This window comes from Mesorhizobium sp. Cs1299R1N1 (assembly GCF_037179655.1).
GTDB classification, from domain to species: domain Bacteria; phylum Pseudomonadota; class Alphaproteobacteria; order Rhizobiales; family Rhizobiaceae; genus Mesorhizobium; species Mesorhizobium salmacidum.
Window position 1 is genome coordinate 284,131 of record NZ_JAPYKR010000003.1, and the last position, 21,556, is coordinate 305,686.

A 21,556-nucleotide genomic window follows, 5' to 3' on the forward strand; every position below is an offset into this window, starting at 1 on the left:
TCGGATCCGCGCATTGGTCAGCGATCAATTTCGCCGAAGACGATATCGAGGGATCCGATGATTGCGGCGACATCGGCGATCATGTGACCCCTGGATAGGAAATCCATCGCCTGCAGGTGGGCAAAGGACGGCGCACGTATCTTGCATCGATAGGGAACATTGCTTCCGTTCGAAACCAGATAGACGCCAAATTCCCCTTTCGGCGCTTCGACGGCGGCGTATACTTCTCCTGCCGGCACACGAAGGCCTTCGGTATAAAGTTTGAAATGGTGGATGGTCGCTTCCATCGATCGCTTCATCTTGGCGCGCGGTGGCGGTGTGATCTTCTGGTTCGGAATCGCCACAGGCCCTTGGCCTTCGGGTGCGCGCAGCTTTTCCAGGCATTGCTTCATGATCCGGACCGACTGGCGCATTTCCTCCATGCGAATCAGGTAACGATCGTAACAGTCGCCGTTCTTGCCGACGGGAATATCGAAATCCATCTCGGGATAGCATTCGTATGGCTGTGCCTTGCGCAGGTCCCATGGCGCCCCGGATCCGCGTACCATCACGCCGGAGAAGCCCCAGGCCCAGGCGTCATCGAGGCCAATCGCGCCAACATCGACATTGCGTTGCTTGAAAATACGACTGTTGGTGAGCAGGCCGTCAAGATTGTCGCAGACCTTGAGGAACGGGTCGCAAAAATCCCAGATGTCGTCAAGAAGCGCGGCAGGCAGGTCCTGGTGCACGCCTCCAATCCTGAAATAATTCGCATGCATACGGGCGCCGGAGGCGCGCTCGTAGAAGACCATCAACTTCTCACGCTCCGCGAAACCCCAGAGCGGCGGCGTCAGGGCGCCTATGTCCATGGCCTGGGTCGTGACGTTGAGGAGATGCGACAGAAGCCGGCCGATTTCGCAAAACAGAACGCGGATAAGTTGCCCACGCCTTGGCACCGATATTTCGAGCAATTTCTCGGCGGCGAGGCAGAAGGCATGCTCCTGATTCATCGGCGCGACGTAATCCAACCGGTCGAAATAAGGCAGGGCCTGCAGATAGTTCTTGTACTCTATGAGCTTTTCAGTGCCGCGATGGAGCAGGCCGATATGTGGATCGGCACGGTCGACGATCTCGCCATCCAGTTCCAGCACCAACCGCAGAACCCCGTGGGCCGACGGATGCTGCGGTCCGAAATTGATGGTGAAGTTGCGAACAGCGGCTTCGGCCATGGCGGCTCTCGGCGATATCTGCGTTTCAGTGCTTTACGGCGCGACCGTATCGTTCGGGGTGCCGATCAAGTTGTGGTCTGGATGATCAGGGTCAACGTGCCATCGCCATCGATGTTGGCGGCCACGACCTGTGAAGAGTTGAGCCCGTTCGCCCTCAGCGCCGTTGTTGCCTGGGGCGATGCATCGATGGAGTTCTGCAGCCGCAGCAGATCTTCCGCACTGGTCTGGGTAATCACGGCTTCCGCCTGCGCTTTGATTTCCGCAGGCAGATCCTCGACGGCGACAACGGCAATATTGGTGAAATTCTGGTCAGCCGCCCCTTGCCCGGGCTGCGGTATCTGCTCCGGCTGGGGCTCCAAGGGTGTTATCTGAGGAACAGGCGTCATCCGAGGAACCTGCGGGTTGATGGCTTGCCCGTAGAGGGACTGCGTGACGACCGCTCCGGAAAGCGCGGCAACTATCATCAACAACATCCGCATCGTCGTTCCCTGGATTATTTCGAAACGTCGAAGACAACCCTTGTGCCGGGCGATGGTTCCGTACGCACGGCGGCCGCTGGGCAATTTTAGTCGTTTCCAATCGTTTCCGCTTGCTGCCAATTTGGCCTTGCTCGGGCGCGAAGCCGCTCCAGTTAACCCAGCGAACCGAGGCTGGAGACTGGGTGATGGACAACAAGACCGCCGCGACGACGCAGGTGATCAGCCTCGAACGGATCGACCTCATGAACCGCTACTGGCGCGCCGCGAATTACATCTCGGTTGGCCAGATCTATCTGCTCGACAATCCGCTGCTGCGCCAACCCTTGAGGGCCGAGCATGTGAAGCCGCGGCTGCTTGGCCATTGGGGCACGACGCCGGGGCTCAATTTCGTCTACCTGCATCTCAACCGGATTATCCGTGAGCGTGATCTCGATGTGCTGTTTATCTGCGGCCCGGGGCATGGCGGTCCGGCAATGGTCGCCAACACTTGGCTCGAGGGCACCTATAGCGAGATCTACCCCGATATTGGCCAAGGCGAAGACGGCCTGAGAAAACTGTTCCGGCAGTTTTCCTTTCCAGGTGGAGTGCCAAGCCACGTGGCGCCAGAGACACCCGGCTCCATTCACGAGGGTGGAGAGCTCGGATATGCGCTGGTCCATGCTTTCGGCGCCGCATTCGACAATCCGGATCTGACAGTCGCCTGCATCGTCGGCGACGGCGAAGCCGAGACCGGTCCACTCGCCGCGGCGTGGCATTCAAACAAGTTCCTGAACCCGGCGTCGGACGGCGCCGTCCTGCCGATCCTGCACCTCAACGGCTACAAGATCGCCAACCCGACGATCCTCGGCCGCATGGACGACGAGGAACTGCGCGACCTCTTCACCGGCTACGGCTACGAACCGTTCTTTGTCGAAGGCCATGAGCCGGTTGCCATGCACCAGGCGATGGCCGGGACGCTCGACACGGTGCTCGATCGGATCCATTCCATTCAAGAGCAAGCCCGACGTTCAGGATGGCGTGGCGAACGCCCACGATGGCCGATGATCGTCCTGCGCAGCCCCAAGGGCTGGACTGGGCCGAAAGAGGTCGATGGCGAAAAAGTCGAGGGTTTCTGGCGCTCGCACCAAGTGCCGGTCTCGAACGCCCGCGGCAATGACGAGCACCGCAAGATCCTCGAAACCTGGATGCGAAGCTACGAACCGGAACAACTGTTCGATAAGGATGGACATCTGCTGCCGGAACTCGCGGCCCTTGCCCCAGCTGGAACAAGGCGCATGGGCGCAACTCCATATGCCAATGGCGGGCTGTTGAAGCGCGACCTTGTGCTACCGGACTGGAAAAGCCTGGCACTCGAAGTGCCTCGGCCCGGGGGCGTCGTTGCCGAAGCGACACGGACTTGCGGTGGCTATCTTCGCGAGGTCTTTCGACTAAACGCCAAAGCGCGGAATTTCCGGCTGGTGGGACCGGACGAGACGTCTTCCAATCGCCTTGACGCAGTGTTCGAGGCCACGGATCGGATATGGATGGAGCGCATCGAACCTTACGACGTCCATCTTTCCCGCGACGGCCGCGTCATGGAAGTGCTGAGCGAGCATCTCTGCCAGGGATGGCTGGAAGGTTATCTGCTCACCGGCCGACACGGTCTGTTCTCATGCTATGAGGCGTTCATTCACATCGTCGATTCCATGGTCAACCAGCATGCCAAATGGTTGAAAACTTCTGGCGAGCTTGCCTGGCGCAAGCCGATCGCCTCGCTCAATTACCTGCTGACCTCTCATGTATGGCGGCAGGATCACAATGGCTTCAGCCATCAGGATCCGGGCTTTGCCGACTTTGTCGCCAACAAGAAGGCTGACACGGTCAGGCTCTATTTCCCGCCGGATGCCAACACGCTGCTGTGGATTACCGACCATTGCCTGAGAACCTACAACCGCATCAATGTCATCACCGCCGGCAAGCAGCGGGCGCCGCAATGGCTGTCCATGGAAGACGCTGAAGCGCACTGCAAGGCCGGCGCAGGCATCTGGGAATGGGCCGGCACGGTTTCGAAAGGCGAGGAGCCGGATGTGGTGCTGGCCTGTGCCGGCGATGTTCCGACGCTGGAAACGCTGGCTGCGACGGACCTTCTTCGCTCCGCAATTCCCGATCTGAAAATCCGCGTCGTCAATGTCGTCGACCTGATGACATTGCAGTCGAACACCGAACACCCTCACGGCCTCACCGACCAGGCTTTCGATGCGCTGTTCACGAAGACAAGGCCGGTCATCTTCGCCTATCATGGCTATCCCTATCTCATCCATCGCCTGACCTACCGTCGTGCCAACCATGACAACATGCATGTGCACGGCTTTCGCGAGGAGGGCACGACGACGACGCCATTCGACATGGTGGTGCTCAACGAACTCGATCGCTACCACCTCGCACTTGCCGCGATCGCACGTGTGCCGGGCTTGGCCGAAAGGGCGGAAAGCCTCGCCGCGGACCTTGACGGCAGGCTGGCAAGGCACAAGGCCTATGTCCGCGAGTACGGCGAAGACATGCCCGAGATCCAGAAATGGAGTTGGCCGGCTGCGAGCGGGGGAAAGGCTGGTCGATGAGCCAATCGATCCTGGCGCTGAATGCCGGCTCGTCCAGTGTCAAGTTCGCCCTATACGATCTTGCCTCGCCAGACGGCCAGCAGCTCGTTTCGCGCGGCACTCTGGATTTGGGCGACGCGCCCAGGCTCACCGCGAAAGCGGCCGATGGAACAGTGCAGTGCGACAGGCAGTTCACCGCGGACGATCCGCATGGGGCGGGCATAGGCGAAATACTGAGTTTGGTGCAGGGGGAACTTGGTGGAAGAAAACTGATCTGCGCCGGCCACCGTATCGTGCATGGCGGAAAGGAGTTCAGCAAACCTGTCCGTCTGACGCCCGCCACCATCGAGGCACTGGAAGGGCTGACCGCACTCGCGCCTTTGCACCAGCCTCGCAGTATCGCGCCGGTTCGCGCGATAGCTGCATTGCAGCCGGATCTGCCACAGGTCGGATGTTTCGACACCGCGTTTCACCAGACGATCGATCCGCTGGTGCGGCGCTTTGCCATTCCGCAAGAATATGAACGGGAGGGACTGCGGCGCTACGGATTTCATGGCCTCTCCTACGAATATATCGCTAGGCGGCTGAGCGAGATATCGCCCGCGCTCGCGGCGAAGCGAACAATCGTCGCTCATCTCGGAAACGGGGCAAGCCTCTGCGCTCTGCGCGAGGGCAAAAGCGTCGATACCACCATGAGCTTTTCGGCACTGGACGGTCTTGTCATGGGCACTCGGTGCGGCGCCATCGACCCCGGCGTGCTGTTGTACCTCCTGCTGGAGAGAGGCATGGCAGCGGACGAGTTGCAGACAATGCTCTATGAGAAATCCGGACTGCTCGGGGTATCCGGCATCTCGGGCGACATGCGCACGCTGGAGGCAAGCAGCGATCCTCGCGCCCACGAGGCAATTGAGCTTTTCGCCTTCCGTGCCGCGAGGGAAGCAGCCGCGCTCGCAAACACCTTGGGCGGTCTCGAATGTCTCGTATTCACCGCCGGCATCGGCGAACGCTCATCGTCCATCCGCAAGACGATCTGCGAGAAATTGACTTGGCTCGGCATGGCGCTCGACGAGCCGGCCAATGACATCCATGCCGAAATCATAAGCCGTCCGGACAGCAAGGTGGAAGTGCGCGTGGTTGCAACCGACGAGGAGAACGTCATCGCGCGCCACAGCCGCGTGGTGATGCAGGTCTAAGGACCCGCGACTCAGTTGAGCGAGCTGGAGTCCTGTTCCACCTTGGTTGCGGAGGCCCGCGCAAGCGAGCCCGTGTTCCTTGGAACCTCCAAAGTTGAAGTTTGTTGAAGCGCAATAAGTGTTGTCGGTCTTGCGATCTCCGAGGGCTCACCGTTGCCGCGCACGGTCGGGGGAAACGGGTACAGTATCTTGTACGCCAATCACGAGGAGCTGCGTACGGACATAGGCGGCTCACGATCATGCTGCGCTACCGCCCGCAGAATGCTCGTCCGGTTGCGTCCGGCTCTCTTCGCGGCATACAGGGCAGAATCCGCGCCGGAGATAAGCTGGTCCAAATTCGCTTCTTGAGTGTTGGCGATCGAGATCCCGGCACTCACTGTGGCCGCAATCTCGGTTTTGTCGAACAGGACCGGCGTTTCCGCGAAAGCCGCGCGAACGCGATCGACCATCAGCCTGGCCTCGTTGATTGTCGTGTCGGGTAGCAGAAGCGCGAATTCTTCTCCTCCGATCCTGCCAAAAATGTCGCTCGGCCGGATGGCGCGCGCGACACGCTGTGCGAATTCGGCAATGACTTTGTCGCCGCCTGGATGGCCGTATCTGTCGTTGATAGCCTTGAAATGGTCGATATCGAAGAGAGCAACGGCGATCTCGCCGGATGTCGCGGATCGATTTGTGAACTTGGCCGCGCTGGATTCGAAGAAGCCTCGGCGATTGAGAGCACCGGTCAGTTGATCGCTCATGGCGAGCTCGCGAAGCCGACGTTGAGAACGCTCGCCAGTCATCAGAATTCCGAGAACGACGATTGCCACCATTGCTACCGCGGACTGGAAGGGGGCAAAGGTGAGCCATCCCCGGAGTGGTCCCTGGCCGATCTGGTCGCGCATGGCAACGAGAACGACCGCCTGGCTGTAGCTGACGACGGTCTCAAACAGGCAGATTGTCGCGATACAGAGGCGCGTCGAAAATTCCCTGAAAGATGAGCGCCACAGATCGATGCCGACGAGAAGCGTCGCCGTGCCGATGGCAACGTTGAAGTCCACCTGGCGCAGCGCGTAGCTTTGATAGGCCAGGGGCAGCCCCAATGCCCAGAGGAGCGGCGGCAGCAAAGCCAGACGCGGCAATGGCCGCTGCTCGAAGACACGAAGACCACACCAAAATGCGCTGACGCCGAACAGGGCAAAAAAACCGGGAATGCCCAGTTCGCTGAGCTGGGGGAGCGCGTGGCGCTGTGCCGCAAGAATGACGCCAAGGGCGGAGAGCAAAAAACCGATCACCCACCACGAATAGGATTTAGTCGAGCGATCGCGCACCCATGTGATCACGACAATGAGGCAACCCAGCGCGCATGCGGCTTCCGCCAGCAGCCCGACGGTGAACATATCGAACAAGGACCACAACTCCCAAGCCCTTCCACAGTCGATGACCTACTGCGTATCGCCTTAACGGAAGGGCAAAGCATCCGCTACAATTTGAACGGCTGAACGCCGCGTGCAGATAGCAAGCGGCTTCGAGGACCTTGCCTGGTTCCAAAAATATCGATCGAGTTGAACCTTCCGCCATCTCAGCTGTTTGGTCACATGCCCCGGCTCTCCGCATGCCCGTAGCTCGCGGTGAGGGGGAAGAAAAAGCTGACACGGGAGTACGATGATGGCGACCATGAAAGCCGTTCGCATCCACGAATTTGGCGGACCGGACGTTCTCTCACTCGAGGACGCTCCGTTTCCGCAGCCGCACGATGATGAGGTCTTGCTGAAGGTCCATGCCAGCAGCGTCAATCCGGTTGATTACAAAATCAGATCCGGAGGCGGAAAGAAGGACCAACTGCCGATGACGCTTGGCCGTGACGTTTCCGGCACCGTCGAACTCTGCGGCACGCGGGCGCACACGCTCAAAAAAGGCGATCCGTTCTATGCGATGCTGGGACCGGATCGCGGTGGCCAAGCTGAATATGTTGTGGTGAAGGCAATCGAAATGGCCGCCAAGCCACAGTCCGTGGACCACCTGCATGCGGCAGCGGTGCCGCTTGCAGCGCTCACCGCCTGGCAGGGGCTTTTCGACCATGGTGCACTGACGGCCGGGCAGCGCGTCCTGATCCATGGCGGGGCTGGCGGGGTCGGCCATTTTGCTGTCCAGTTGGCAAAGGCAAAGGGCGCTTTCGTCGCGACCACCGTTTCCGGCGAGGATCTCGAATTCGCGCGCTCACTGGGGGCCGACCAGGCCATCGATTACAAAACCGAGCGGTTCGAGAATATTGTCGGCAAGGTTGATCTCGTCTTCGATCTGGTCGCTGGCGAGACGCAGGATCGCTCCTGGGCCGTCGTCAAGCCTGGCGGGATAATCGTGTCGACGCTGGCGGAACCTTCTATTGAGAGCGCACGCAAAGCCGGAGCCCGCGGCATTCATTACATGGCGAAGCCGAATGCAGCCCAGCTTGGCGAAATCGGTCGCCTGATTGACGAAGGCAAAGTGCGGCCGCACGTCGACGCGACCTTTCCGCTGCAGGACGCCGCTGCCGCCGAAGCCTGGCTAGAAAACAAGCATGTGCGCGGAAAGGTCGTGCTCGAAGTTGCGCCTTGATTTCGAGGCAGCCTGGGCTGTCTTTCACAAGCGCCTCAGTCTTCTGGCTCGTCCTGGCTGCCCTCCTTCTTCACAACGGCTACCTGTTGGAATCGACCACTCTCAATCCTGTGCAACGCCGTAACCGCAGCGCGATTGTCACCGTTGGCATCCCAGGAAATCTTTTGTTCGTATGCAATTCCCTGGCGATGTATCCCGCGCAGCGCGTCCGCGATGCGATCCCGGGTCGGGTCGCCGTTGTGCGAGGCGACCCGGATGGCATCGATCAACGTCGCCGCGGCGTCAAAGGCATTGACGGCATAATTCCTGATCTGTCCGAAACGCCGCTCGTATCGATCGGCCATTTCCAGCGATCCGGCAATTTCACCCAGTTGCGGACATGCTGAAAGAACGAGGACGCCTTCACCCTGCTCGGCGGCGGCTCCGGCCGGCTCCAGAAAATTTCCGACGTCCCAGCAACCATCGCCGGTGGCGAACAGGCGATCATCCTGCCGGGTTCGCATTTCCTTCACCAGAGGGGCGCCCTCGAAAGTCCCGCCATAGAAGATGGCGCTCGCTTCCCGAGGCAAGGAGGCCACGAGATCCGCGAAATTTCTTTCGCCTTCCTGAACTGTGTGCCGCCGCAGAACAGAGCCGCCGGCAGCTTCAAATGCGGCGGCGAACTCCTTGCTCATGCTCCTTCCATAGACGGTGTCGGTCTGGATGACGACGACGGTTTTCTTGCCCAACTGGCGGACCATGTATTGGGCGATGGCGAGCCCTGTCGCATCATCACTGTTGGTGAAACGGTAAACGTTGCTCCATCCGGAGTGCGTTAGTGCCGGGTTGGAGACGATCGGACCGATCAACGGCAGACCGGCCGCGGCATAGAGAGGCGCGACCTGCAAGGTTACATTGCTGTTGTAATGGCCGATCGCTGCGACGGCGGCGGCATTGCGAACGAATTCCTTCACGACCCGCTCGCCGTCTTCCTCGCGACCTTTGTCGTCGAGGACGACCGCTTCGATCCGATGGCCGTTGATGCCACCGGCCTCGTTCGCGCCATCGACGGCGAGCTGGATGGCGTTGGCCATTTCGCGACCGAGCGTCTCGCCCATCCCGCCGAGCGGCACGCCGACGCCAATCTTCAGTGGTGTGTCGGTCAAAGCGGTCAACTCTCGTCGGCCCGGACTGAGTACTGAGCGACCGCCCCGGACAGGCGACGAGGCGCCTTTGTATGGTCGGCAAGAATATGGTCAGGCAATGCCGCTCCCGGCACTATGTCCTGTCTCATGGGCTGTCGCCTCTGTGGTGGCGCGTTTGTCGGTCTAACCGAAGTGCGGCGTTTATGTTCCCATCCGACTTCATGGCAACATTCCCGCGTGGCATCGATCGTGATGATTTCGAACGCCGGGGGATTGCGCAGGGTTGCGATTCCCGGCGGTTTTCGGCTGCGCTCGAGAGTCACCATTTTGTGAGTATTCCCCGCCGACGGAACCTTTGTCGTACCGCCGCCGTTAGGCGCTCGATCCAAAGCCATGCAAATCGGCGAGGGGATGCCGCAGGTCTTTTCCAGCAATGCCAACGGGATTGCCCGCTTCATACTGTGGGGACTTTGTTTCTTCGCGATTTTCGCGGCCATCGGCGGCACGGCACTTTTGCGTTCGGGGTTCATCACCGGTGTTGGCCGTCCCGTGGCACAGGCAGTCCCGTTCAGTCACAAGCATCATGTCGGCGATATCGGGCTGGACTGCCGCTATTGCCACAATGGCGTCGAGACATCGGCGTCCGCGGGATTGCCCGCGACCGAGGTGTGCATGACCTGCCACTCGCAGATATTCACCAATGCCGACATGCTGGCGCCGGTGCGCGCAAGCCTTGCCTCAGGACAGCCGCTGCAATGGCAGCGCGTCAATTCGGTGCCGGACTTCGTCTACTTCAACCACTCCATCCACATCGCCAAGGGCGTCGCCTGCGAGACCTGCCACGGCGATGTCGACGACATGCCGCTGATGCAGCGCGCGCATTCATTGTCGATGGAATGGTGCCTGGGCTGCCATCGCGATCCCGGCCCCAATCTCCGTCCGCCGCAGGACGTTTTCCTGCTGCACTGGAATCCGCCGCGGGACATCGAACAGGTCAGGCGTTCCCTGATCAGCATCCTTGATATCCACCCCGAGACGATGACGGATTGCTATGTCTGCCATCGCTGACATCAAGCCAGTCTCGGCTTCCGATCTAGCGGCATTGCGGCGGGCAGCGACGGGACGCGAGCCGTGGCGGAGCCTGGATGAACTGGCCGATACGGCCGAGTTCCGGCGCTTCGTCGAGGCGGAATTTCCGGCCATCGCCGAACGCCTGCCGTTCAGCCTCGACCGACGCACCTTGTTGAAGCTGATGGGCGCGTCACTCTCGCTGGCCGGTCTGACCGCCTGCAGCGAGGCCGAACGCATCGTGCCTTACGTGCGCCAGCCGGAAAACATCGTTCCCGGCAAGCCGCTCTATTATGCGACGGCCCTTTCCAGCGATGGCTACGGCATCGGCGCGGTCGTCGAGAGCCATGAAGGGCGGCCGACCAAGGTCGAGGGCAATCCGGATCATCCGGCCTCGCGCGGCGCTACCGATGCCATCATGCAGGCGGCGGTGCTGTCGCTGTTCGATCCCGAACGGTCTCGCACCCCGCTCAGGCAAGGCGAACCTGCGAGTTACGGCGACTTTCTCAAAGACATGGCGAAGCTTGCGGGCGGATTGGCCGCTTCGGGCGGGCAAGGTTTGGCACTGCTGATCGAGGTGACAACATCGCCGACGACCAAGGCGCAGATCGGATCGCTCAAGCAGCGCTACCCCAAACTTCGCGTCTTCAAGCACGATCCGCTTGCGGCCAGCGCGAACGAGCAGGCAACGGCCAAACTGTTCGGCAGGCCGCTGACACCGATCTACCATTTCGACCGCGCCGATGTGATCGTCAGCCTTGATGCCGATTTCCTCGGCGAAGGGCCGGGACGTCTGGCCTATGCCCGCGATTTCGCGCAGCGGCGGCGCGTGCGCAAGCCGGCGGACACGATGAACCGTCTCTACGTCGTCGAAACGACGCCCACAATCACGGGTGCGGCGGCGGATCATCGCCGTGCCGTCAGACCGAGTCTGGTGGAAGGCATTGCGGCGGCGATAAAGGCAGCTCTCGAAGGCGAGCACGACGCGGCGAGTTTGCCGGCGCTCGGCATGGAATACGCGCTTGTCGACAATCTCCGCGATGCCGGCCGCAATGCCCTGGTGGTGCCTGGCGCGCACCAGACACCGTTCGTGCATGCCGTGGCCTTTGCCATGAATGCCAAGCTTGGAGCCGTCGGCAACACGCTGGATTTCATCGAGCCGCCGCACGCCATGCCGATCGACGGCGATCTTGCCGCGCTTTGCCAGGCCATCACGAGCGGATCGGTCGACAGCGCCATCGTGCTCGGCTCCAATCCCTTGCACACGGCGCCGTCGGACGTCGATGTGCGCAAGGCCTTTTCGAAGCTGAAGCTTCTCGTCCACTGGGGACTCTATCGCGACGAGACAGCATTCATAGCCGGCTGGCACATTCCCGCCGCGCACGAGTTGGAGAGCTGGAGCGACATCCGTGCCTATGACGGCACGGCCTCGATCGTGCAGCCGCTGATCCAGCCTCTGTTCGGAGGCAGGAGCCTGCATCAGCTGCTGGCGGAGCTCGGCGGTGAGTTCGATGCCGATATGCAAGCCCTGGTGCGCCCGACATGGGCTGACATGGACGAGGCAGGCTGGCGAAAGGCATTGCGCGATGGCGTCGTGCCGAACAGCGCCGTTGCTCCCGTCGTCGTCTCGATGCCGGCGGATATCGGCGATCCCGCGCCGCATGCTCCTGTTGCCAATCGGCTGGAGGTTCGCTTCGAGGCCGATCCCTGGCTTCGCGACGGCCGCAACGCCAATTCGCCGTGGCTGCAAGAGTTGCCCCGCCCGCTGAGCAAGCTCGTCTGGGGCAATGCGGCCCTGATCTCGCCGGCGACCGCACAGCGCCTGGGGCTCGAAAACGGGCAAGTGGTCAATCTGGCGCGAGGCGGCAAGGATCTCGACGCGCCGGCCTGGATCATGCCCGGACAGCCTGACGACACGGTGACGCTGTCGCTCGGGTTCAGCCGCAAGATCGGTTCGGTCGCCGCGTTGTCCGGTGGCTACGATGCCTTCATCCTGCGTACCACGGAGGCTCCGTGGTTTGCCGATGGCCTCGTGTTGACCGCGCGCGACGGGTCGGCGCGGGTGGTGACGACCCAGCACCACCAGGCGATGGAGGGCAGGGCGATCGTGCGGCACGCTACGCTCGACGCCTTCAGGCAAGATCCGCATTTCGTTCGTGACGGTGTGCCGCCGGCGCCGACGGAATCGCTGTACCCCGACTGGACCTACGACCAGGAAGCCTGGGGCATGTCGATCGACCTCTCGGCCTGCATCGGCTGCATGGCTTGCGTATCGGCCTGCCAGGCCGAGAACAACATCGCGAGCGTCGGACCGGATGAAGCCGCCCGCGGTCACGAAATGCATTGGCTGCGCATCGACCGTTACTACGCAGGCGCGGTCGACGACCCCGACACCTTCTTCCAACCCGTGCCTTGCATGCATTGCGAGAAGGCGCCCTGCGAGGCGGTCTGTCCGGTCAACGCGACGATCCACACCCATGACGGCCTGAACGCGCAGGTCTACAACCGCTGCATCGGCACACGCTATTGTTCGCAGAACTGCCCTTACAAGGTGCGCCGCTTCAATTTCCTCAAGTACCAGGAGTTCGACAAGGACAGCGCCGGGCCACAGCAGGCCGTGCATAATCCTGACGTCACCGTGCGCTCGCGCGGCGTCATGGAAAAATGCACTTATTGCGTCCAGCGCGTTGCCGAAAAGCGCATCCGCGCGCAGATCGAGAACCGCGAAATCGCCGATGGCGAAGTCGTCACCGCTTGCCAGCAGGCATGCCCGACACAGGCCATCATCTTTGGGGACCTCAACAGGAAGGGTTCTCAGGTATCGCGCGAGAAAGCCGCGCCGCATAACTATGCCCTGCTCGAAGAGCTGAACACGCGGCCGCGCACCACCTATCTCGGCAAGATCACCAATCCGAACGCCGGGATCGGCGGCAAGCCAGGCACAGAGACCGGCGATGGCTGAAGCGGTCGCCGTCAGAGCCGGAAAAGCCCAGCCGCAAGCGCCGGTGCTGCGGGGGCGCCATGATTTTCCCGAGATCAGCGGCCGTATCAGCGCGATTGTCCTGCAAGGCAAGCTGCCGCGCTTCTTCTGGGCGGCGTTCTTCGTCTGCTTCGCCTTCGTGCTGCTGTTCCTCTATTCCATCACCTACCTGATCTCGGTCGGCGTGGGCGCTTACGGCGTCAACATTCCTGTGGTCTGGGGCACGATGATTTCCAGCTTCGTCTGGTGGATCGGCATCGGCCATGCCGGCACGCTGATCTCGGCGGTGCTGCTTTTGCTGCGCCAGCCCTGGCGTGCCTCGATCAACCGCTTCGCCGAGGCGATGACGCTGTTTGCCGTGGCAATGGCCGGGCTCTACCCGATCCTGCATCTCGGCCGGCCATGGTTCTTCTACTGGCTGCTGCCCCTGCCCAACACCCATATGCATTGGCCACAATGGCGCAGCCCGCTGGTCTGGGATTTTGCCGCGATTTCCACCTACGCCAGCGTGTCGCTGCTGTTCTGGTACATGGGACTGCTGCCGGATCTCGGCGTGCTGCGCGACCGCGCCAGATCGCGCGCCGGCCAACTCTTCTACGGCATCCTGGCGCTTGGCTGGCGCGGCTCGGCCTACCATTGGGCGCGCTATCGGACCGTCTATTTCCTGATGGCGGCCCTTGCCACACCGCTCGTCGTGTCGGTGCATTCGATCGTCGCGCTCGATTTCACCTATGCCATCACGCCTGGCTATCACTCGACGATCTTCCCGCCTTACTTCGTTGCCGGCGCGCTGCTCTCCGGCTTTGCCATGGTGCTGACCATCGCCATTCCCTTGCGCTGGGCGTTCGCGGTCGAAGACCTGATCACGTTGCGCCACATGGAGAACGCCGCCAAGCTGATGATCGCGGCCGGCATGATCGTCATCTACGGCTATGCGTCGGAAGCATTCTTCGCCTGGTATTCCGGGCAGCCCTATGAGCGCGCGATGATGGCCCAGCGCGCAGTCGGTCCTTACGCGCCATTGTTCTGGATCATGCTGTTTTGCAATTGCATCGTGCTGCAGCTGCTCTGGCTGCGCCGCGTGCGGCTCAACATGCCGGTTTTGTTTTCGATCGCATTGGTCATCAACATCGGCATGTGGCTGGAGCGCTACGTCATCGTGGTGACCGGTCCGAGCCGTGACTACCTGCCGTCGTCCTGGGGCGAGCAGTCGCTGACCTGGCTCGATTTCGGCATCCTGTTCGGTTCGATCGGCACCTTCTTCGCGCTGGTCTTCCTGTTCATCCGCATCCTGCCGGCGATCACCATCTTCGAGGTCGAGGAATTGGTCGAAGAGAAAGGCGGGGCCGCATGAGCCTCCATGGCGTCATCGCGGCATTCGCCGATCCCGATGCGCTGACGCAGGCGGCGCGGACGATGCGCGACAAGGGTTACCGGCACATGGATGCGTTCTCGCCCTTCGAGGTGCGCGGCCTTGCCGAAATTCTGGGCATGCCAAGGACACGGCTGCCATGGGCGGTGCTGGCGGGCGGCATTGCCGGCGGGCTGCTGGTTTATGCGCTGATCCTCTATTCGGTCGAGATCGACTATCCCGTCAATGTCGGCGGCAGGCCACTGCATTCCTGGCCGCCTTTCATGGTGATCGCCTTCGAGGCAGCCATACTGGGCGCGGCCCTGGCCGGCTTCGTCGGCATGCTCCGCGCGAATGGTTTGCCGCAATATTACCATCCGGTGTTCAACGCCAAAACTTTCACCTACGCGCAGGGCGGCAAGTTCTACCTTCTCGTCGAAGCCACCGATCCGAAATACCGCAAGGGCATCACCAGGCGGCAGCTGACCCGGCTTGGCGCGCAGACAGTCGAGGATGTGGAGGCATGAGATGGCGGACGCCGCTCTTGCCATTCATCCTGCTGCTCGCCGGCTGCAAACAGGACATGGCCGACCAGCCACGCTACAATCCGCTCGAGGCCAGCAAGCAATTCGCCGACGGCATGTCGGCCCGGACGCCGGTCGATGGCAGCGTGGCGCGCGACGCCGACCTAGCGGCAACGCCCGACAGATTTCCGTACCCGGTCACCCCAGCGCTTCTCCAGCGCGGGCAGCAACGCTTCGACATCTTCTGCTCGCCCTGCCATGGCCGCACCGGCGACGGTCACGGCATGGTGGTCCAGCGCGGTTTCCCGGCGCCGCCGAGCTATCATCAGGACGCGCTGCGCAAGGCACCTGATCGCCATTTCTACGACGTGATCACCAACGGCTATGGCGCGATGTATTCCTACGCCGCGAGGGTGCCATCGACCGATCGATGGGCGATCGTCGCCTATATCAGGGCCTTGCAATATTCACGCTACGCACCTGGCAAGGCGCTGCCGGATACCCTTCGCGCGAAACTAGATGCGGAGGCCGCGCGATGAGGCATTTCGCATGGCCCGATGGTGTTTTTGCTCCGATGGTTGTTGCGGCCGCCGCGGGACTTCTGCTTTGCGGCATCGGACTTTTTCTCAATCCGCAGGCAACGCTTGCCGGTTGGCTGACGACAGCGCTGTTCCTGCTCGGACTGCCGCTTGGCGCGATGACTGTCCTGATGGTCCATGGCCTGACCGGCGGCCGCTGGGGCGACGCGCTGCGTCCGCCCCTGCGCGCCATCGTCGCGACACTGCCTGTGGGGCTGTTGTTGTTTCTACCTGTCCTCGCCCGGCTCGATCTGGTCTTTCCCTGGGTGGGAGCGGACCCTGCGATGCTGCCGGAAGCAGTGCGGCAAAAACTTGCCTATCTCAACGTGCCATTCTTCATCGGTCGCTTCCTGATGTGTGCACTGGCGTGGCTGGTGCTCGCTTGGCTCGTCGTCGGCTGGACAGCGCCTGAGGGCGACAGATCCAGCCGCGGGACCGCTACCGGCTATGCGATCGGACTCATCGTCCACGGCCTGGCAGCAACAGTGCTTGCCATCGACTGGATGCTGTCGATAGAGCCGGAGTTCACGTCGACCATCTACGCGCTGCTCGAAGCCGCTGCCGAAGTCGTCGGCGCGTGTGCATTGGCTCTGGTGGTGTTGGCAGCCAGCCGCGCGATCGAGACGATGCCCGGTGGCGAGGAGGACGTGGCGCTTGGCGAAGACGTCGCCAACATGCTGTTCGGCTTCATGCTGATGTGGACGTACCTGTCCTTCATGCAGTGGCTGATCGTCTGGGCCGGCGACCTGCCGGAAGAAATCCACTGGTACGTCCTTCGTGGCCGGAACGGCTGGCAATATCTGCTCTGGCTGCTGATCGCGCTGCAGTTCGTGGTGCCGTTCTTCGCCTTCCTCATACGTTCGGTCAAACGCAGCCATCGTGGCCTGCTGGGGCTTGGCGCGGTCGTTCTTGCCGGGCATTTCCTTGACGTCGTCTGGCGCGTTCGCCCGTCGCTGTCGGCAGCAGGCGCGCAGGTGTCGTGGCCGGACCTGGCGGCGTTTGCAGGGGCGGGTGGCGCGTGGTGTGCGTGTTTCCTCTATCTCTGGGCGAGGCCGGATCGCATTGCTGTGTGGCGCAGGAGGCTGGTCCGTGGCTAAGGCCTCGCATCCTGAAACGCGTGATGTCTGGCCACGCGCCCTGCTGCTCTTCGGGGTCGCCCTGCTGGTCTTCCTGGCGCTTGCGGCGCTGGCGCTGAAGCTGATTTTCGACACGGCGCCATACTGGCCCTTGGTGAATGCCGGGAAGACCAGCGAAGCAGGTCCCGCATTACAGCGCTTGCCGGGAGCCGATCTCGCGGCGTTCCGCAAGCGGGAAGATGAGGAACTCGGCAGGCTTGCCTGGGTTGATCGCGGTGCCGGCATAGCGCGCATTCCAATCCAAGACGCGATGAAGCTGGTTGCAGCGCAAGGTCTGCCGGACTGGGCGGGCGCGGCCGCTTCGCCAGGTCAGGATTGCGGCTTGCTCGAAGACCAGGTCCCACGCGCGCCACAGGCCAGCGATTGCCACGCCGGATCATTCACCGCGCAGCCAAACGACAAGGCGCCCCAGCCGAGCCAAGCCGCACCGGCTCCGGGGGCGAGCCCATGACGCGTTTGGGGCTGCTGGTATTCTTGTTGCTTCTTCCAGCTGCCGCCAGCGCTTCGGCGCGGCCGTCTTTCGATCCGCAAATCGGCGCCCAGCTCGATCTCGACCGGGTTTTCAGAGATAGCTCCGGAAAGCTGGCGCCATTGTCTGCCATCCTCGACGGTCGGCCGGCGCTCGTCATCTTCGGCTATGACAAGTGTCCCAATTTGTGCGGTGTCACACAGCAGGCGGTGGCCTCGGATCTGAACAAAACCGGGCTGGATCCTTCGACCTATCACGCGCTTTTCGTCTCGATAGATCCTTCCGAGGCGGTTGCAGACGCGGCCTCCGTCCGGAGCGAGGTCGCGCAGTCCGCCGGTGAGGCCGGCTTGTCGGCCTGGCGTTTTCTGACCAGTGCCGATGGCGGGGGTGCCGACCTTGCATCGGAGGCCGGCATCACCTTCGACCGGCGTGACCGCATCGCCCAATACGTCCATCCGATCGCCGTCATCGCGCTGACGCCGCAAGGGCGGATCGCACAGGTGCTGCCGGCGCTGACTTTCGAGCCGCGCGATTTGAGGCTTGCTCTGGTCGAGGCGTCGGCGGGGCGGCTGGGATCGATCGCCGACCATGTCTTCTTGCTCTGCGCCGGCTTCGATAGCTCCAAAGGGCAGTACACCTCGACGATACAGGCGGTTCTGAAGACAGCGGGGCTGGCAACGCTGCTGGGGCTCTGTGCGAGCCTTTTCATGCTGACGCGGGGGAGGCGGGTTTGAGCTTCGGCATCCCCTTCACGCCACCCGAGGCCTCGTCGATCGCCGGCAGCGTCGACATGTTGTTTTACACCTTGCTGGCATTCACCGCGGCCTTGGGGATCTTCCTGGCCAGCCTCGTCATCTTCTATGCCATCAAGTATCGCGCCGGCTCCAAGGCGGAACGAACCGGCGAGCGCGCGCGCAGCCTGCCCCTGGAAGTGGCCTGGACAGTAGCGAGCCTGCTGATCGCTTTCGTCATCTTCGGGTGGGGCGCCGTGCTGTTCCTGCGCCGCGAACATCCGCCGCTCGACGCGCTCGAAATCGCCGGCCTCGGCAAGCAATGGATGTGGGAGTTCCGCCATCCCGGCGGCCAGCGCGAGATCAACGAACTGCATGTGCCGGTCGGAAAGACGGTGATCGTCTCTCTGGCATCGCAGGATGTCATCCACTCGTTCTTCGTGCCGGCCTTCCGGGTCAAGCAGGACGCCGTGCCGGGGCGCACCACCCATGTCTGGTTCATAGCCGACGAGCCCGGACGCTATCATCTGTTCTGCGCGCAATACTGCGGCACGCAGCATTCGGAAATGGGTGGCTGGGTAACGGCGATGCCGCCGGAAGATTATGCGGCGTGGCTGGGAAACCAGGGCAAGGGCGACACGCTCGCGGCCGAAGGTGAAAAACTGTTTCGGGCGCTCGGCTGTTCCGGCTGCCATGAAAAGTCCAGCAAGGTGAGGGCTCCGGATCTTGCCGGCATCTTCGGACGGCCGGTGGCGTTGGAGAACCAGCAGACTGTCGTCGCCGACGAACGCTATCTGCGCAATTCCATCATCGAGCCGAAGAAGGAAATCGCCGCCGGTTACGATCCGGTGATGCCGAGCTTCGATGGAATTGTCGACGAGGGCGAGATGCAGATGCTGCTCGCCTATCTCAAATCGCTTTCACCGCGGGCGGCAACCAGGAACGAGGCGACCCAATGAGCACCGAAGCGCTGAGGCCTTCGAGCTATCTTGGCGAGGGCGCCGGTCCCGCCGCATGGCTGTTGACCACCGACCACAAGCGCGTCGCCTGGCTCTATTTGATGTCGCTTACGGCTTTCTTCTTCCTCGGCGGCGCCTTTGCCGTGCTGATGCGCGTGGAACTTGCCACGCCTGCCGGCGACCTCGTCTCCGACGATACCTACAACCGATTGTTCTCCCTGCACGGCATCATCATGGTGTGGTTTTTCCTGGTGCCGTCGATCCCGGCGACATTAGGCAATTTCCTTTTGCCACTGATGATCGGCGCGCGCGATCTCGCCTTCCCGCGCCTCAACCTCGCCAGCTGGTATGTGTTCATCCTCGGCAGTGCCTTTGCCCTGGCCTCGGTGCTCGCCGGCGGCGTCGACACGGGCTGGACGTTCTACACGCCGCTCTCGACGCTCTACGCCAACGGCTTCGTCTCCATGGCGGCGCTTGGCGTCTTTATCGTCGGTTTCTCGACGATCATGACCGGCATCAATTTCATCGTCACCATCCACACGTTGCGCGCGCCGGGACTGACCTGGTTCCGGCTGCCGATCTTCGTCTGGACGATGTACGCCACCGCGCTGGTGATGGTGCTGGCAACGCCGGTGCTGGCGGCCTCGCTGATCCTGATCGTGCTTGAGCGGGTGTTCGGCATCGGCATCTTCAACCCGGCGCTCGGCGGCGACCCGTTGCTATTCCAGCATCTGTTCTGGTTCTATTCGCACCCGGCCGTCTACATCATGATTTTGCCAGGCATGGGCGTGGTCTCGGAGGTGCTGCCCTGCTTCAGCCGCCGGCCGCTGTTCGGCTACAAGGCCGTTGCCCTGTCCTCAATGGCAATCGCGGTGTTCGGCTTCCTCGTCTGGGGCCACCACATGTTCGTCTCCGGCCAATCGGCCTATGCCGGGGTGCTGTTCTCTTTCCTGTCGTTCTGTGTCGCCATCCCCTCGGCCATAAAAGTGTTCAACTGGAGCCTGACGCTGCGCAAGGGCGAGATCACCTTCGAGACGCCGATGCTTTACGCGCTGTTCTTCCTGGCGCTGTTCACCTTCGGCGGGCTGGCTGGTCTGTTCCTGGCGGCCCTCGCCATCGATGTCCACGTCCACGACACCTACTTCGTCGTGGCGCATTTCCACTACATCATGGTTGGCGGCATGGTGACCGCCTACATGGCGGGGCTGCATTTCTGGTGGCCGAAACTGACCGGCCGCATGTATTCCGAGACGTGGGGGCGGATCGCGGCGACCGTCACCTTCCTCGGCTTCAACCTGACTTTCTTCCCGCAATTCGTGCTCGGTTTTATCGGCATGCCGCGGCGGTATCATACCTATCCGCCCGAATTTCAATTCTGGCATGTCCTGTCGTCCGCTGGCGCGGTGGTGCTGGCGTTTGGCTACCTGATGCCGTTGTTCTATCTCGGCTGGTCGATGTTTCGAGGTGCGCGAGCGCCCGCCAATCCGTGGCGCGCGACCGGGCTCGAATGGCAGACGGCTTCACCACCGCCACCGCATAATTTCGATACCATGCCGAGCGTCAGCCGGCCCGCTTATGACTATGCGATGAAGGGGTTGCAGCACGAGACGTTCAGCCCGCACAAGGACGAAGCCTGATGCGTTCATCCACCGAAAGTGTCGCCTTCGATACAAAGGCCCGCGAGAAGGCTGCCGACACGTTCGGCATGTGGGTGTTCATCGGGTCCGAGGCGATGCTGTTCGGCGCGATCCTGCTGGTGTTCCTGATCGCAAGGATCAGCTACGGCACGGCTTTTGCGGCTGCTTCACAACACCTGTCGCTGCCGCTCGGCACGCTGAACACGGCCGTTCTTTTGACCAGCAGCTTTGCAATGGTGCTTGCTCACACGTTCACGGCCAGGCGGCGTTGGCGCCCGGCTGTCTGGGCGTTGATCTGCACGAGCCTGCTTGGAATTGTTTTTCTATTCGTCAAGGCCGTCGAGTACGGCAGGGAATTCAAGGAGGGCCTGGCGCCGGTTCTTGGTGCGCCGTTCAGCTTCACAGGCCCCGATCCGACCCACGCCGAGTTCTTCTTCGCGCTTTATTTCGCCATGACATCGCTGCATGCGCTGCACCTGATATGTGGCATCGCCGTGATCGCCGGCATGCTGCTGCTTTGGCCAGGAACCACGGAGGCCAGCCGCATCCATCGTGTCCAGGCAATCGGGCTTTACTGGCATTTCGTCGATATCGTCTGGGTCTTCCTGTTTCCCGTTCTCTACCTGATCAACCGATGAGCCACATCCGCAAACTTATAGTCGCTTATCTCGGGTTGCTGGCCTTGCTGGCATTGACGGTGGGCTCGTCGTTCCTCGACCTCGGCGGATTGAACTCCGCGCTCAACCTGGCGATCGCGGCGGCCAAGGCCGCGATCATCGCCACTCTGTTCATGCACCTGACCAGCGAGGGCATCTTGCCTCGGCTGGCGGTGGCGGCGACAGGCCTGTGGCTAGCCGTTCTGTTTGGCCTGACGTTGATCGGACAATAGGGCCGAGCCTGCCAGATTTGGATTCAGCGACGCCGCAATCACAGCGCGACCAGGATATTCGCTACCGGACAGGACTC

General features: G+C 62.0%; 19 protein-coding genes. 15 read left to right on the top strand and 4 right to left on the bottom strand.

From position 1 onward, the window contains the following. Positions 1-17: 17 nt before the first annotated feature. Together O7A70_RS08225 and O7A70_RS08230 are read right to left on the bottom strand one after the other, a co-directional pair. A complete protein-coding gene (locus O7A70_RS08225; RefSeq protein WP_337139923.1) occupies positions 18-1,208 on the bottom strand; it encodes an NADH-quinone oxidoreductase subunit D in 1,191 nt (396 codons plus the stop codon). Positions 1,209-1,273: 65 nt separating this feature from the next. Then, the gene (locus O7A70_RS08230; RefSeq protein ID WP_337139924.1) at positions 1,274-1,687 is read right to left on the bottom strand and encodes a hypothetical protein; all 414 of its coding nucleotides are present in this window, start codon (positions 1,685-1,687) and stop codon (positions 1,274-1,276) included. 185 nt (positions 1,688-1,872) lie between these two features. On the opposite strand from O7A70_RS08230, the gene O7A70_RS08235 reads away from it, so the two are divergent. Together O7A70_RS08235 and O7A70_RS08240 are read left to right on the top strand one after the other, a co-directional pair. Further along, complete coding sequence (locus O7A70_RS08235) at positions 1,873-4,284, top strand: phosphoketolase family protein (RefSeq protein WP_337139925.1); 2,412 nt, start codon at positions 1,873-1,875, stop codon at positions 4,282-4,284. Then, positions 4,281-5,456, top strand: coding sequence for an acetate/propionate family kinase (locus O7A70_RS08240; RefSeq protein WP_337139926.1), 1,176 nt, complete (start codon positions 4,281-4,283; stop codon positions 5,454-5,456). The genes O7A70_RS08235 and O7A70_RS08240 overlap by 4 nt, the downstream gene beginning before the upstream one ends. A 200-nt stretch (positions 5,457-5,656) precedes the next feature. Here the strand turns inward: O7A70_RS08240 and O7A70_RS08245 are convergent, their stop codons facing one another. Next, complete coding sequence (locus O7A70_RS08245; RefSeq protein ID WP_337140212.1) at positions 5,657-6,835, bottom strand: GGDEF domain-containing protein; 1,179 nt, start codon at positions 6,833-6,835, stop codon at positions 5,657-5,659. A 265-nt stretch (positions 6,836-7,100) separates the two neighbouring features. Here O7A70_RS08245 and O7A70_RS08250 point away from each other — a divergent pair, with 265 nt between their 5' ends. Further along, positions 7,101-8,033 (top strand): NADP-dependent oxidoreductase, encoded by a 933-nt coding sequence (locus O7A70_RS08250; RefSeq protein ID WP_337139927.1) that lies wholly within the window; start codon positions 7,101-7,103, stop codon positions 8,031-8,033. Positions 8,034-8,068: 35 nt separating this feature from the next. Here O7A70_RS08250 and O7A70_RS08255 read toward each other — a convergent pair whose 3' ends face one another. After that, a complete protein-coding gene (locus O7A70_RS08255) occupies positions 8,069-9,178 on the bottom strand; it encodes a branched-chain amino acid ABC transporter substrate-binding protein (RefSeq protein ID WP_337139928.1) in 1,110 nt (369 codons plus the stop codon). 372 nt (positions 9,179-9,550) lie between these two features. On the opposite strand from O7A70_RS08255, the gene O7A70_RS08260 reads away from it, so the two are divergent. Genes O7A70_RS08260 through O7A70_RS08315 form a run of 12 tightly spaced genes read left to right on the top strand, consistent with a single transcriptional unit; the run spans position 9,551 to position 21,479 of the window. Beyond that, positions 9,551-10,225 carry a cytochrome c3 family protein gene (locus tag O7A70_RS08260; protein WP_337139929.1) on the top strand — a complete coding sequence of 225 codons (675 nt, stop codon included), beginning with the start codon at positions 9,551-9,553 and terminating at the stop codon, positions 10,223-10,225. After that, positions 10,209-13,187, top strand: coding sequence for a TAT-variant-translocated molybdopterin oxidoreductase (locus O7A70_RS08265; protein ID WP_337139930.1), 2,979 nt, complete (start codon positions 10,209-10,211; stop codon positions 13,185-13,187). The genes O7A70_RS08260 and O7A70_RS08265 overlap by 17 nt, the downstream gene beginning before the upstream one ends. After that, positions 13,180-14,559 (top strand): NrfD/PsrC family molybdoenzyme membrane anchor subunit, encoded by a 1,380-nt coding sequence (gene nrfD, locus O7A70_RS08270; RefSeq protein WP_337139931.1) that lies wholly within the window; start codon positions 13,180-13,182, stop codon positions 14,557-14,559. Before O7A70_RS08265 ends, nrfD begins: the two co-directional genes overlap by 8 nt. Further along, the gene (locus O7A70_RS08275; RefSeq protein WP_337139932.1) at positions 14,556-15,083 is read left to right on the top strand and encodes a DUF3341 domain-containing protein; all 528 of its coding nucleotides are present in this window, start codon (positions 14,556-14,558) and stop codon (positions 15,081-15,083) included. The genes nrfD and O7A70_RS08275 overlap by 4 nt, the downstream gene beginning before the upstream one ends. Continuing rightward, positions 15,080-15,619, top strand: a complete 540-nt coding sequence (locus O7A70_RS08280; protein WP_337139933.1) for a c-type cytochrome — start codon at positions 15,080-15,082, stop codon at positions 15,617-15,619. Before O7A70_RS08275 ends, O7A70_RS08280 begins: the two co-directional genes overlap by 4 nt. Further along, positions 15,616-16,755 (top strand): hypothetical protein, encoded by a 1,140-nt coding sequence (locus tag O7A70_RS08285; protein WP_337139934.1) that lies wholly within the window; start codon positions 15,616-15,618, stop codon positions 16,753-16,755. Before O7A70_RS08280 ends, O7A70_RS08285 begins: the two co-directional genes overlap by 4 nt. Beyond that, entirely contained in the window at positions 16,748-17,245 is a 498-nt protein-coding gene (locus O7A70_RS08290) for a hypothetical protein (RefSeq protein ID WP_337139935.1), read from the top strand. Before O7A70_RS08285 ends, O7A70_RS08290 begins: the two co-directional genes overlap by 8 nt. Beyond that, positions 17,242-17,997 carry an SCO family protein gene (locus O7A70_RS08295; RefSeq protein ID WP_337139936.1) on the top strand — a complete coding sequence of 252 codons (756 nt, stop codon included), beginning with the start codon at positions 17,242-17,244 and terminating at the stop codon, positions 17,995-17,997. The genes O7A70_RS08290 and O7A70_RS08295 overlap by 4 nt, the downstream gene beginning before the upstream one ends. Continuing rightward, complete coding sequence (coxB, locus tag O7A70_RS08300) at positions 17,994-18,953, top strand: cytochrome c oxidase subunit II (RefSeq protein WP_337139937.1); 960 nt, start codon at positions 17,994-17,996, stop codon at positions 18,951-18,953. Before O7A70_RS08295 ends, coxB begins: the two co-directional genes overlap by 4 nt. Then, entirely contained in the window at positions 18,950-20,590 is a 1,641-nt protein-coding gene (gene ctaD, locus O7A70_RS08305; protein ID WP_337139938.1) for a cytochrome c oxidase subunit I, read from the top strand. The genes coxB and ctaD overlap by 4 nt, the downstream gene beginning before the upstream one ends. Further along, a complete protein-coding gene (locus tag O7A70_RS08310; RefSeq protein WP_337139939.1) occupies positions 20,590-21,228 on the top strand; it encodes a cytochrome c oxidase subunit 3 in 639 nt (212 codons plus the stop codon). Before ctaD ends, O7A70_RS08310 begins: the two co-directional genes overlap by 1 nt. Next, positions 21,225-21,479, top strand: coding sequence for a cytochrome C oxidase subunit IV family protein (locus O7A70_RS08315; protein ID WP_051442783.1), 255 nt, complete (start codon positions 21,225-21,227; stop codon positions 21,477-21,479). The genes O7A70_RS08310 and O7A70_RS08315 overlap by 4 nt, the downstream gene beginning before the upstream one ends. Positions 21,480-21,556: the final 77 nt, after the last annotated feature.